The 12,418-nt window shown below is 68.0% G+C and carries 10 protein-coding genes; 6 read left to right on the top strand and 4 right to left on the bottom strand.

Annotated features, from left to right (window positions below):
• Nucleotides 1–31: 31 nt before the first annotated feature.
• Nucleotides 32–1,114: a substrate-binding domain-containing protein gene (locus ACZ3HV_RS36390; RefSeq protein ID WP_465691266.1), complete on the bottom strand. Its 1,083-nt coding sequence runs from the start codon at nucleotides 1,112–1,114 to the stop codon at nucleotides 32–34.
• 125 nt (nucleotides 1,115–1,239) lie between these two features.
• Between ACZ3HV_RS36390 and ACZ3HV_RS36385 the strand changes: the two genes are divergently transcribed.
• The gene (locus tag ACZ3HV_RS36385) at nucleotides 1,240–2,295 is read left to right on the top strand and encodes a LacI family DNA-binding transcriptional regulator (RefSeq protein ID WP_465691264.1); all 1,056 of its coding nucleotides are present in this window, start codon (nucleotides 1,240–1,242) and stop codon (nucleotides 2,293–2,295) included.
• 14 nt (nucleotides 2,296–2,309) lie between these two features.
• On the opposite strand, the gene ybaK is transcribed toward ACZ3HV_RS36385, so the two are convergent.
• Both ybaK and ACZ3HV_RS36375 read right to left on the bottom strand, forming a co-directional pair.
• Nucleotides 2,310–2,798, bottom strand: coding sequence for a Cys-tRNA(Pro) deacylase (gene ybaK / locus ACZ3HV_RS36380; protein ID WP_465691262.1), 489 nt, complete (start codon nucleotides 2,796–2,798; stop codon nucleotides 2,310–2,312).
• Nucleotides 2,791–3,471 carry a helix-turn-helix transcriptional regulator gene (locus ACZ3HV_RS36375; protein ID WP_360375632.1) on the bottom strand — a complete coding sequence of 227 codons (681 nt, stop codon included), beginning with the start codon at nucleotides 3,469–3,471 and terminating at the stop codon, nucleotides 2,791–2,793. The genes ybaK and ACZ3HV_RS36375 overlap by 8 nt, the downstream gene beginning before the upstream one ends.
• A 75-nt stretch (nucleotides 3,472–3,546) precedes the next feature.
• On the opposite strand from ACZ3HV_RS36375, the gene folE reads away from it, so the two are divergent.
• Nucleotides 3,547–4,158 (top strand): GTP cyclohydrolase I FolE, encoded by a 612-nt coding sequence (gene folE, locus ACZ3HV_RS36370; protein ID WP_465691260.1) that lies wholly within the window; start codon nucleotides 3,547–3,549, stop codon nucleotides 4,156–4,158.
• Nucleotides 4,159–4,183: 25 nt separating this feature from the next.
• Here folE and ACZ3HV_RS36365 read toward each other — a convergent pair whose 3' ends face one another.
• Nucleotides 4,184–4,510, bottom strand: coding sequence for a hypothetical protein (locus ACZ3HV_RS36365; RefSeq protein ID WP_465691258.1), 327 nt, complete (start codon nucleotides 4,508–4,510; stop codon nucleotides 4,184–4,186).
• Between the two features lie 296 nt (nucleotides 4,511–4,806).
• On the opposite strand from ACZ3HV_RS36365, the gene ACZ3HV_RS36360 reads away from it, so the two are divergent.
• The 4 genes from ACZ3HV_RS36360 (at nucleotide 4,807) to ACZ3HV_RS36345 (ending at nucleotide 12,417) form a co-directional block, all read left to right on the top strand.
• Nucleotides 4,807–6,210: a 3' terminal RNA ribose 2'-O-methyltransferase Hen1 gene (locus ACZ3HV_RS36360; protein ID WP_465691256.1), complete on the top strand. Its 1,404-nt coding sequence runs from the start codon at nucleotides 4,807–4,809 to the stop codon at nucleotides 6,208–6,210.
• Nucleotides 6,207–8,732 carry a polynucleotide kinase-phosphatase gene (locus ACZ3HV_RS36355; RefSeq protein ID WP_465691254.1) on the top strand — a complete coding sequence of 842 codons (2,526 nt, stop codon included), beginning with the start codon at nucleotides 6,207–6,209 and terminating at the stop codon, nucleotides 8,730–8,732. The genes ACZ3HV_RS36360 and ACZ3HV_RS36355 overlap by 4 nt, the downstream gene beginning before the upstream one ends.
• Before the next feature lie 123 nt (nucleotides 8,733–8,855).
• Nucleotides 8,856–10,712 carry a glycoside hydrolase family 127 protein gene (locus ACZ3HV_RS36350; protein WP_465691252.1) on the top strand — a complete coding sequence of 619 codons (1,857 nt, stop codon included), beginning with the start codon at nucleotides 8,856–8,858 and terminating at the stop codon, nucleotides 10,710–10,712.
• A 10-nt stretch (nucleotides 10,713–10,722) separates the two neighbouring features.
• Entirely contained in the window at nucleotides 10,723–12,417 is a 1,695-nt protein-coding gene (locus ACZ3HV_RS36345; RefSeq protein WP_465691250.1) for an ABC transporter substrate-binding protein, read from the top strand.
• The last annotated feature ends 1 nt before the right edge of the window (nucleotide 12,418 follow it).

Here is a 12,418-nt window from a genome sequence, read left to right as displayed (position 1 = left end):
GTCGTCACTCCAGGACGGAAGAGCTCAATCCTCAGCCCCAGCACAACGAGGTTCCCTTCGTGGTGTCGATGCTCGTGACCCCGTCGCTGGACTTGTCGGTGACCAGAGCCACCCCGGTGTCGAAGAAGTCGAGACCCTCGGTGGTCTTCGGCTTCTCGCCTCCCCGAGCGATCTTGGCGATCGCCTCGACGCCGAGAGCAGCCATCTTCAGCGGGTACTGCTGGGACGTCGCCCCGATGACGCCGTCCTTCACCGACTTCACGCCGGCGCAACCGCCGTCGACCGAGACGATCAGCACCCCCTCGGTCTTGCCGGCCGCCTTCAAGGCGTTGTACGCGCCGACGGCCGCGGGCTCGTTGATGGTGTAGACCACGTTGATGTTCGAGTTCTTGGTCAGGCAGTTCTCCATCGCCGACCGGCCGCCGTCCTCGGCGCCCTGGGTGGGCTCGTTGCAGGCGATGGTGTAGGTCCCGCCGTCGTACGACCCGGTCTTGTCCTCGTCGCCGTTCTTCTTGGCGTCCTTGGTGTCGATGCCGAGGCCGGTGAGGAAGCCCTGGTCACGGTTGTAGTCGACCGAGACGACCTTGTCGTTGAACAGGTCGAGCATGGCGATGGTGGCGGGCTTGCCGGCCAGCTGCTTGCCGGTCCATTGACCGATCAGCTTGCCCGCCTGGAAGTTGTCCGTCGCGAACGTGATGTCGACGGTGTCGGCCGGATCCGGCGGAGTGTCCAGGGCGATGACGAACAGCCCCGCGTCACGGGCCTTCTTGATCGCCGAGTTGACACCAGGTCCGTTCGGCGTGATCAGGATGCCTTTCTGACCCTTGGCGATGGCGTTCTCGATGGCCTGGACCTGCCCCTGCTCATCGCCGTCGGCCTTGCCGGACGCCACCGTCAGGTCGACGTTGTTCTTCGTGGCGTCCTCCTTCGCGCCCTTCTGCATGGCCACGAAGAACGGGTTCGTGGAGTCCTTGGTGATGAGTGACACGCCGACCTTCTCGGTCGAAGCCGCCGCGTTGTCGCTACCGGATCCGCCGCAGGCCGCTGCGGCCAGCAGGCCTGTCAGTCCGGCCGCGACGGCGCTGAAGCGCGCCGTACGAGCGAAGAAACGCATGGTGGATCCCTCCAGGGAACGATTCAAGAGTTTGTGCTTACGTCAACGTTGACGTAAGCAGGAGACACCCCCTAAGCCTTGTGGTCAAGGTTTCAGTCGGAAAGAATCTGCTGCATGGGACAACGATGACGCAGCCTGGTGCCGACGGCGCGAGACCGATCCGGTCGACGATGAAGGACGTCGCCCGGTTGGCCGGCGTGAGCGTCAAGACCGTGTCGAGGGTGGTCAACGCGGAGCCCGGCGCGGGGGAGGCGGTACGGCAGCGGGTGCTGGCTGCCGCCGACCGGCTCGACTACCGGCACAATCTCGGCGCCAGCACGCTGCGGCGCAAAGACGCCCGGTCCGGCATCGTCGGTGCGCTGCTGCAAGATGTCGGTAACAGCTTCTCGGCCGGCCTCCTGCGCGCACTCGAGGATGCACTTCGGGGCGCGGGCCTGTCGGTCCTGGCGGCGAGCCTCGACGAGGAACCCGAGCGGGAACGCGGCATCGTCTCCGACCTGGTCGCCCGGCGGGCCGATGGGCTCGTGCTCATGCCGGCGTCGCGGCGGCACGAATACCTGATCAGTGAGCACCGGGCCGGTCTTCCCATCGTCTTCGTGGACCGTGCGCCACACGGCCTGGACTGCGACTCAGTCACTGTCGACAACCACGGCGGCGCGAAGGTCGCGACTGCTCATCTCGTCGCCGGCGGACACCGCCGGATCGCGATGCTGAGCGACCTGCACGACATCGAGACGGCCGTGCGGCGCCGAGCGGGGTACCGCGCCGCGATCGAGGAGGCAGGGATCGCCTTCGATCCCGCGTTGCTCGTCCACAGCGTCCGCAGCGAGCACGAGGCCGCCGAAGTGGTGACGCGGTTGCTGCAGCTGACCGACCCGCCGACCGCGATCCTTGCCGGACGCAACATCATCACCATCGGATCCGTCCGTGCCCTGCGGGCCGCGGGACTGATCCACCAGGTCGCCCTCGTCGGCTTCGACGACTTCCCGATGGCCGACCTGGTCGAGCCGGCGCTCACCGTCGTCCGTCAGGACGTTCGGCGGATCGGTGCCGAGGTGGGCCGGATCCTGCTCGACCGCCTGGGCGGATCCAGTGCCCCGCCCGAGCATGTCGTCCTCGAACCCACCCTGGTCATCCGCGGCAGCGGCGAGATCCCGCCACCGCGGCCGGCCCGGACCTGATCAGGTCCTCTGTGTCAGCGGGCGATGGCCGCCGTACTTGCTTTGGTGACGGCGATCAGGTCGGTGGGGGACAGTCCGATGTCGAGACCGCGGCGGCCGCCGGAGACGTAGACCGTGGCGTGCTCGGTGGCGGTGCTGTCGACGACCGTGGTCAGGGGGCGCTTCTGGCCGATCGGGCTGATGCCGCCGACGACGTACCCGGTGGTGCGTTCGGCGGCGGCCGGGTCGGCCATCACCGCCTTCTTGCCGCCGGCCGCGGCCGCGATCGCCTTCAGGTCCAGTTGCTTGTCCACCGGTACGACGCCGACCGTGAGCTTGCCGTCGACCTCGACCAGCAGCGTCTTGAACACCTGCTCAGGCGCCAGCCCCAACGCCTCGGCGGCCTCCAGCCCGTACGACTTCGCGCCCGGGACGTGGTCGTAGGTGTGCGTCGTGAACGCGATCTTCGCCTTCGTCAACGCCACCGTCGCCGGCGTCCCAGCCGCCTGCTTGCCCTTAGCCACCACCCGAGCTTATGCCCGCTGGCACAAGCCGCACGCAGCAGTGGCCGGGGGTCGGGACGAGCCGGGCTTCGTACGGGATGTCGAGGGTGCTGACCAGGCCGGCCAGCAGGTGCAGGTTCATACCGCAGACCAGCTGAGGCTGTTCCTTGGCGATGCGCTGGAACGGACAGTTGGCGAGCGCGATGCCGCCCTTGTCCGGACGGGGTTCGAAGCCATGGGCGGCCAGGATCTCGGTGAGCGGAGCTTCGCCCGCCGCGCGCCCGATTGCTTCGCCGTACTCACGGGCTCGACGGTTGACCGCCTCGCGGGGTGACGTCCCGGTCGACTCGGCGTCCTCGACGGCGCCGGCCAGGAGGCGGGCGGCGACGGCGTACTGCCGCTCGGGGAGGCTGATCTCGATCTCGCGCTCGGAGCGGTGGTAAAGCTTCGCGGGGCGGCCGGCGCCGGGGCCGGTGCGACCAGTGCGGCGCTCGAAGCAGGTTGCGAGCAGACCTTCCTCGGTCAGCTTGTCCAGGTGGAACGCGGCCGTCGTCCGCGGCACCCCGAGGGCGGTGGCCGCGTCATCCCGGCTGACCGGCTCCGGCTGCGCGACGACGTACTCGTAGAGGCGGCGTCGGGTCGGTTCCTCCAGCACGGCGACCGCCTGCACGCGTGCGTCCCAGGAGTTGTCCACGGAATGATTCTATCGACAACATCGGTTGGAGTAACAGTATGATGGTCCTTCGTTGAACTTTCAGGGAGTGAGTAGATGGCGATCTCGGCCGATTTCGAGTCCGTCCCCCTCCACATCGTCCCCGGACGTGCGGAGATCGATCTTCCCGCCGCCCAGCTCGCGGTCGCGGATCTGCTGAAAGCCCTCGGGAGGGACCCGCACAGCACGCACCTGGCCGACACTCCGCGCCGCGTCGCGTCGGCGTACGCGGAGATGCTCACGCCGCGCGAGTTCGAGCTGACCACGTTCCCCAACGATGAGGGGTACGACGAGCTCGTGCTGGCCAAGGACATCCCGGTGCAGTCGTTGTGCGAGCACCACCTGCTGCCGTTCCAGGGCGTCGCCCACGTCGGGTATCTGCCGGGGGAGCGGATCCTCGGCCTGTCGAAGCTGGCCCGCGTGGTGGAGCTGTTCGCCCGTGACTTCCAGGTGCAGGAGCGGCTGACCAAGCAGGTCGCCGACTGGCTGCAGGATCACCTCGACCCGAAGGGCGTCGGCGTGGTGATCGAGGCCGAGCACCAGTGCATGTCGTTGCGCGGCGTCCGCGCCGTCGGCTCGCGCACGGTCACGTCGGCCCTGCACGGCACCCTGCGCGAGAACCCCAGCTCGCGTCAGGAGTTCTTCGCCCTGACCGGCCTCACCCCGTAGCTCCGGCGGTCGGGCGAAGCGTTCCTCAGGCGGAGGCGACCGCCGTCGGTGGGTGGAGATGGGTGTGCCGGCCGGTGGCCAGGATGTGCGCCACCTCGCCCGGGAGGAGATCGGTGCCGGGAACCGTTTCCATCTCGGAGACGTCGATCCAGCGCACGACGGTGGCTCCGCAGTGGCCGTGAACGGCGAGGATGGAGTCGAGGTCCGGCCAGACCGCCGTGGACGGGTTCGGGCCGTGCCAGCGGAGGGCGACCGAGCCGTCGGTGAAGACACAGCCTTCGGCGACGATGCCCGTTCCGGAGACGCCACTGATGTCGGTGTAACGAACGAGTTCGAATGTCTGGGGTTTCACCGGCTGACCTCGCCGGAACTGTGGTGGCCGGGTCGGCCTGAGGGAGCTGCCATGGTCCTTTCCCCGTGGTCGGCGTGGATGGGCGCTCGCCACAAACCGGGGACAATACGGACTGTCAGCGGGGAAAGACGGTCTGTAGCGACTCAACTTCTCACAACAAGTTAGATCCAAATTGCTTGAACGCGCCAGAGCACCGGCCGCGTGTCTCAATCCCCGGCCGTCTAGTACCCCGGAATCTGCCGGCAAATCATCGTAATTCGGTGCGTTCTGAACGCGCGGCGTGATCGAATACGGCAGTGTTCCTGACATTTGCCACCGATCTGGCCGGAGTCGACGCTCCCGCGAGCGATTTCGGGTTCCTGCTGCACAAGAACCCGGCGCGACCCCAGGCGGTCGAAATTACCGGTGGGTTGGCGTATGTCTTCTATCCGGAGGCGACAGACCAACGTTGTACGGCGGCGGTCCTGCTCGAGATCGACCCGATCGCGCTGGTCCGGTCCGGGCGCGGGAAGGCGGCCGAGGGATTCACTCTCGGGCAGTACGTGAACGACCGCCCGTACGCCGCCTCCAGCCTGCTCGCTGTGGCCCTCGGCAAGCTGTTCCGGACCGCGATGAACGGGCGCTGCGACGCCCGCCCGGAGCTCGCGGCCCGCCCGATCCCGCTCGAGATCCACGTCCCGGCGCTCCCATGCAGTGGCGGCGCCGAGTTGGCCGAGCAGCTGTTCGCCCCGCTCGGCTGGACTGTCGACGCGCGCCCGGTGCCGCTCGATCCGGAGATCCCCGACTGGGGTTTCTCCCGGTACGTCGACCTGCGGCTGAGCGGCGTACTCCGGCTGGCGGACGCACTCAATCACCTTTACGTGCTGCTGCCCGTACTCGACGACGCGAAGCACTACTGGGTCGGCTCCGACGAGGTCGACAAGCTCGTCCGCGCCGGCGAGGGCTGGCTCGGCGCGCATCCCTTCAAGGACCTGATTTCACACCGCTATCTCGCCCACCGCCGATACCTGGCCGACACCGCGTTGGAGCGTCTCGCCGAGGCGGACGGCGTGGAGCTGGTGGAGGAGGCGCCGGTCGAAGGTTCGGTGTCGCTCGCGGTCGAGCGTCGTACGACGGTTGCCGCCGTACTGCGGGAGCTCGGTGCGCGGCGGATCGCGGACCTCGGCTGTGGCGAGGGTGCGCTCGTCGGCGAACTGCTGAAGGACCCGATGGTCGGTGAGCTGATCGCGACGGACGTGTCGGCGCGGGCGCTCATCGCGGCCAAACGACGGCTGCACTATGACGACCTGCCCGATCGCCAGCGCGAGCGGCTCCGCTTCCTGCAGTCGTCGGTGACGTACGCCGACCAACGCCTCGCCGGCCTGGACGCGGCCGTCCTGATGGAGGTCGTCGAACACGTCGACCCACCCCGCCTGCCCGCGCTGGCTCGATCCGTCTTCCAGACCGCCCGCCCCGGAGCCGTCATCGTCACCACCCCCAACAGCGAGTACAACGTGCGTTTCCCCTCCCTCCCCGCCGGCCGGTACCGCCACCCCGACCACCGCTTCGAATGGACCCGCGAGGAATTCCGAACGTGGGCAGTCGGTGTGGCGGACCGATACGCCTATATCGTCGAGTTCCGTCCCGTCGGTCCGGACGATCCCGAGGTCGGTCCGCCTACCCAGCTCGCGCTCTTCCGCCTGCGTGAGGAGGCTCGATGACGACCATCGACGTACCGAAACTGTGTTTGGTGGTTTTGGTAGGGGCTAGTGGGTCGGGGAAGTCGACGTTTGCCCGGAAGCACTTCAAGCCGACCGAGGTGATTTCGAGTGACTTCTGCCGGGGGCTGGTTTCTGATGACGAGAACGATCAGGCGGCGACCAAAGACGCGTTCGAAGTACTGCACTTCATCGCGGGGAAGCGCCTCGCGTCCGGCCGGCTGACGGTGATCGACGCGACCAACGTGCAAGCGGAGGCGCGCAAGGAACTGGTGAATCTCGCTCGAGAGCACGACGTCCTGCCGGTCGCGATCGTCCTGGACCCGCCGGAGCGCTTGTGTGTCGAGCGGAACGAGCAGCGAGCCGATCGGCAGTTCGGGGCGAAGGTTATCGTCCGCCAACGGTCGCAGCTCAAGCGCGGGCTGCGGAGCCTGAAGCGCGAGGGCTTCCGGACCGTGCACCTGCTCGGCAGCGTCGAGGAGATCGATGCCGTCAGCATCGAGCGCACTCGGCTGTTCAACGACCGCACGGACGAGACCGGTCCGTTCGACATCATCGGCGACATCCACGGCTGCCGCGCCGAGCTCGAGCAACTCCTCACAAACCTCGGCTACGCGTTCACCCGTGACGACGCCGGCCGGCCGATCGACGCCGTACACCCGGATCGTCGCGCCGTCTTCGTCGGTGACCTGGTCGACCGCGGCCCGGACACCCCGGGTGTGTTGCGCCTCGTGATGGGAATGGTTGCTAGCGGCCACGCTTTCTGTGTCCCCGGCAACCACGAGGACAAGTTGCTCAAGGCCCTCAGAGGCCGGAACGTGAAGATCAGCCACGGCCTGGAAACCACGCTGGAACAGCTGTCCGACGAGCCACCGGAGTTCCGCGACGCCGTCGAGCACTTCATCGACGGCCTGATCTCGCACTACGTCTTCGACGGCGGCAAGCTGGTCGTCTCGCACGCCGGCCTGGTCGAGCGGATGCACGGTCGCGCGTCCGGTCGCGTCCGATCCTTCTGCCTGTACGGCGAAACGACCGGCGAGACCGACGAGTTCGGACTGCCGGTCCGCTACCCGTGGGCGAACGAGTACCGCGGTCGCGCGACGGTCGTCTACGGCCACACCCCGACGCCGGAGCCGGAATGGATCAACAACACGATCTGCCTCGACACCGGCTGTGTGTTCGGCGGCGCACTCACCGCATTGCGGTACCCCGAGCGCGAGCTGGTCTCGGTCCAGGCCGCCCGCGAGTACTACGCCCCGGCGAAACCGTTGCACGTGGCAACCGCACCGACACGCGAACCGGACGTCCTCGAGCTGACCGACGTGACCGGCCGCCGGGTGATCGAGACCTCGGCCCACGGGCGGCTCAGCATCCGGGCCGAGCAGGCCGGCGCGGCGCTGGAGGTGATGAGCCGGTTCGCGATCGATCCGCGGTTCCTGCTCTACCTGCCGCCGACGATGAGCCCGGTCTCGACCTCACCGGAGCCAGGCTTGCTGGAGCACCCGCGGCAGGCCTTCGAGACGTATCGGGCGCAGGGCGTCACCGAGTTGGTGTGCGAGGAGAAGCACATGGGTTCGCGCGCCGTGGTGTTGCTGACCCGGAACGACGATGTGGCGGGGAAGCGCTTCGGCCTGGCTGGTCGCGGTGCAATCCACACGCGGACGGGCCGGTCCTTCTTCGACGGCGTGCTGACGGACGAGCTGCTGCTCCGCCTGCGCGCGGTCGCCGAGGAGGCAGGCGTCTTCGACGAACTCGACACGTCGTGGCTGCTGCTCGACGCGGAGCTCCTGCCGTGGAGCGCGAAGGCCGAGGAGCTACTGCGGAACCAGTACGCCGCTGTCGGCGCGGCTGCGCGTACGTCGTTGCCGGCCGCAACCGCGGCGCTGCAGTCGGCCGTCGCGGCCGGCCTCGACGTCGGCGAGTTGCTGGCCGCGACAGAACGCCGTACGACGAATGCCGCGAAATTCACCGACGCGTATCGGCGCTACTGCTGGCCGACGGACGGGCTCGAGGGGGTGCGGGTCGCGCCGTTCCAGGTGCTGGCATCGGAAGGGGCGACGTACCAGGACCGGCCGCATATCTGGCACCTCGGGATCGCGGACCGGATGGTGGCTGCTGGGCCAGGGCTGATCACGCCGACCCGGCGGCTGTTCGTGGACCCGGCGAACTGGGAGGCCGGGATCGCGTGGTGGGAGGAGCTGACCGGTGCCGGTGGTGAAGGCATGGTGGTGAAGCCGGCGGCCAACCTGACGCGGACGGCGAAGGGGCTGGCGCAGCCGGGGCTGAAGGTGCGCGGGCAGGAGTACCTGCGGCTCATCTACGGTCCGGACTACACCGAGCCCGCCAACTTCGAGCGGCTGCGCGACCGCAACCTCGGTCACAAGCGTTCGCTGGCCCTCCGTGAGTACGCACTCGGCCTGGAGTCGCTGGAACGCGCCGCCCGCGGCGAACCACTGTGGCGCATCCACGAATGCGTCTTCGCGGTCCTCGCCCTCGAGTCGGAGCCGATCGACCCGCGCCTCTGAGGCGGTCAGCTCCGCAGGCAGCAGGTTTCGCCGGAGGGTCGCGGGGCGGGAGTTGTCTCCGGTCGGTAAACGTCTTTCGGAATCGCTTGGCAAGGCGTGGGGGAGCGCCTTAGGGTCAGTGCAATGTCACACGGTACTGAGCAGAGGACGACATTCGTGGTCGAGGTTGAGCTGACCGGAGGGCTGCTGGGCGCCTGGCAGCAGCGGAATCGGGCGGCGACGATCCCGCACTCGATCGCGGAGTTGCGGAAGGCGGGCAACCTGGAGAACCTTCGCCGGCTGGCCGATCCGTCGGTCGGGCCGTACCGCGGGCGGTATCCGTTCCTCGACACCGACCTGTACAAGACCCTCGAGGGGCTCGCCTACGAGGTCGGCCGCGACGACGCGCCGGCGGGAGCGCGGGAGTTCTTCGACGAGGTCGTCGGGTTGCTCGAGCAGGCCCAGGCCGAGGACGGCTACCTGAACTCGTACTTCCAGGACCCCGACCAGCCGAAGCAGCCGTGGTCGGACCTCGGCTGGGGGCACGAGCTGTACAACCTCGGCCACCTCATCCAGGCGGCGGTCGCGGCGAATCGCCAACTGTCTGATGGTCGATTGCTGACAATCGCCTGCCGGTTCGCGGACCTCGCCGTCCAGCGGTACGGCGTGGACGGCGAGGAGGTCGTCGACGGGCATCCCGAGGTCGAGATGGCGCTGGTCGAGCTTTATCGAGAAACGGGTCGTGACGAGTACCTGACGCAGGCGCGGCTGTTCGTCGATCGCCGCGGGAAGGGGAAGCTCAAGCACACGATCTTCCCGGCCGAGTACTTCCAGGACAACGCGCCGTTCCGGGAGCTCACGTCGGTGACGGGGCACGCCGTACGGATGGCGTATCTGGCGGCCGGGGCCGCGGACGTGCATCTCGAGACCGGCGATCCGACGCTGCTGGCGGCGCTGGAGCGGCTCTGGGACGACATGGTCGCGACGAAGCTCTACCTGACCGGCGGGTTGGGCAGCCGGCACTCCGACGAGGCGATCGGTGATCGGTACGAGTTGCCGTCCGAGCGTGCGTACGCCGAGACGTGTGCGGCGATAGCGACCATGCAGTGGGCGTGGCGGATGTTCCTCGCGACCGGGAAAGCGTCGTACCTCGATGTGTTCGAGACCGTGCTCTACAACGCTTACGCTGTGGGGCTTTCGGCCGAGGGTACGGCGTTCTTCTACGACAACCCGTTGCAGCGGCGACCGGATCACGAGCAGCGTTCCGGGGCCGAGAGTGGCGGCGATCCGCTTCGTCGCCCGTGGTTCGGTTGCCCGTGCTGCCCGCCGAACATCATCCGCTGGATGTCCGAACTCCAGGACCACGTCGCCGCCGTCCGCGACGACACCCTGTACGTCGGCCTGTACGCCGACGCCCGCATCACCACCGGCGACCTCGAGGTCACCGTCACCACCGACTACCCGTGGGACGGCCAGGTGACGATCACGATCGAGCAAGCACCGGAAACCGAGCAGGCGATCGCCCTACGCATTCCGTGGTGGGTGGTTGGCGCTCAGGTGGATGGCTCGGTGGTGGACGCTGGGTGGGCAGTCGTCAGGCGAGTGTTTGTTGCTGGAGAAACCATCCAGTTGACGTTGCCGATGGCACCTAGAGCGCACGGGTCGCATCCGTACTTGGATGCCACCCGGGGAGCGATTGCCGTTGCTCGCGGCCCGCTTGTCTACTGCGTCGAGCAGCAGGACGTCCCGGCGCCGGTAGACGATCTATTGCTCTCGGCAACAGAAGTCCAGAACGCGGCGGCGCGGCGGTCGAACGACCATGTCGTGCTCGAGTTGCCGGTCGGTGTCGCGCCGGCGCCGCCGAAAGAGCTTTATCCCGTGATCACCGAGCAACCGCAGGTGGCTCAAGCAGGCGAGGTGCCGGCGACGTTCGTGCCGTACTTCCTGTGGGGGAACCGTCAGGCCCTGGCCATGCGTGTATGGCTGCGCGCCGCGAACTGAAAGAAGGAAAATGAAGAGAACGACCATGCTGGTGGGGCTCGTGGCGTCCGGTGCGCTGGTGCTCAGCGCCTGCGGCGGCGGCACGACCGGGGCCAGTGGCGACGCGGCCGGGCCGGGCGGCAAGGCGGCCCAGGGCGGCACCGTCCAGGTGCTTCAGAACGCGGCCTACTCCCACCTCGATCCGGCCCGCGGCTTCGACGGCGGCGTGAACAACTTCTACCGGCTGATCTACCGGACCCTGACCACCCAGGGCGCCGCGCCCGGTCCCGACGGCACCAAGATCGTGCCCGACCTGGCGACCGACACCGGGAAGCCGTCCGACGGCGGCAAGACCTGGACGTTCACCCTGAAGGACAGTCTGTTCTTCGAGACCGGTGCGCCGATCACCAGCGCGGACGTGAAGTGGGGTGTCGAGCGGGCTTGGGACCCGGAGCTCGGCATCGGTTCGCCGTACGCGAAGCAGCTGATCGAGGCACCGGCGACGTACCAAGGCCCGTACAAGACCGGTGACCTGCCGACGATCGAGACACCGGACGCGAAGACGATCGTGTTCCACCTGAAGAAGCCGTTCGCCGACTTCAGCAGTGTGGTCGCGCAGAACACCTTCACCCCGGTGCCGAAGGGCCAGGGCGCGGTCAACCAGCTGGACAGCAAGCCGATCGCCTCCGGCCCGTACAAGATCTCCGAGTACAAGCCCGGCGCGTCGCTGACGCTCGTCCGCAACGACAAGTGGGACAAGAACACCGACTCGATCCGCAAGGCGAACCCGGACGGCTACCACTGGACGTTCGGGCTCGACCCGGCCACGATCGACGAGCGGATGATCGCCGGCCAGGGCACCGACACCGACGCGATCGCCGGCACCATCCAGGCCGCGACGGTGGCCCGGATCCAGACCCCACAGCTCAAGCAGCGAACGCTGACGGGTCTGGCCGGCTGTACGACGTACATGGGCCTGAACACCACGAAGAAGCCGTTCAACGACGTCAAGGTCCGGCAGGCGATCAACCTGGCGGTCAACAAGGAGACCGTCCGGAACGCCGTCGGCGGATCGACGCTGGCCGACATCGCGACCAGCATCCAGCCGCCGACCGTGGCCGGCCGGGTGGACTACGACCCGTACCCGAGCCCGGACCACAAGGGTGACGCGGCGGCGGCCCAGAAGCTGCTCGCCGAGGCCGGGCAGACCGCGGGCTTCACGATGACGCTGGACATCATGTCCACGCCGAAGATGCAGGCGATGGCGGTCGCGGTCCAGCAGGCGCTGGAGCCGCTGAAGATCACCGTGAAGATCAACACCATCGACACCTCGACGTACTACGAGGTGATCGGGACGCCGTCGCAGCAGCACGACGCGGCGATCACCGGCTGGTGCCCGGACTGGCCGTCCGGTGCGACCTTCCTGCCGCCGCTGTTCGACGGCCGCAACATCGCGCCGAAGGGCAACTCGAACCTGGCCCAGCTGAACGACCCGGGCGTGAACGCGAAGATCGACGAGATCGCGAAGCTGACCGACGTGACCGCGGCCAACGCGGCGTACGGCGATCTGGACAAGCAGATCATGGCGCTCGCGCCGGTGGTCCCGCTGCTGTACGAGAAGGTGCTGATGCTGGTCGGCAGCAACGTCGCCGGCGCGTACCTGCACGACGGCTTCTCGGGTGGGATCGACCTGGTCTCGGTCGGCGTCGCGGACGCCGGGAAGTAGC

Source organism: Kribbella sp. NPDC020701 (assembly GCF_055562215.1).
Note: the sequence above shows the minus strand (reverse complement) of the source record. Positions and strands in the feature narration are given on the sequence as shown.

Coding starts and splice junctions, on each gene's coding strand:
- ACZ3HV_RS36390 (WP_465691266.1), bottom strand. CDS start 1,114: ATGCGTTTCTTCGCTCGTACGGCGCGCTTCAGCGCCGTCGCGGCCGGA.
- ACZ3HV_RS36385 (WP_465691264.1), top strand. CDS start 1,240: ATGACGCAGCCTGGTGCCGACGGCGCGAGACCGATCCGGTCGACGATG.
- folE (WP_465691260.1), top strand. CDS start 3,547: ATGGCGATCTCGGCCGATTTCGAGTCCGTCCCCCTCCACATCGTCCCC.
- ACZ3HV_RS36355 (WP_465691254.1), top strand. CDS start 6,207: ATGACGACCATCGACGTACCGAAACTGTGTTTGGTGGTTTTGGTAGGG.
- ACZ3HV_RS36350 (WP_465691252.1), top strand. CDS start 8,856: ATGTCACACGGTACTGAGCAGAGGACGACATTCGTGGTCGAGGTTGAG.
- ACZ3HV_RS36345 (WP_465691250.1), top strand. CDS start 10,723: ATGAAGAGAACGACCATGCTGGTGGGGCTCGTGGCGTCCGGTGCGCTG.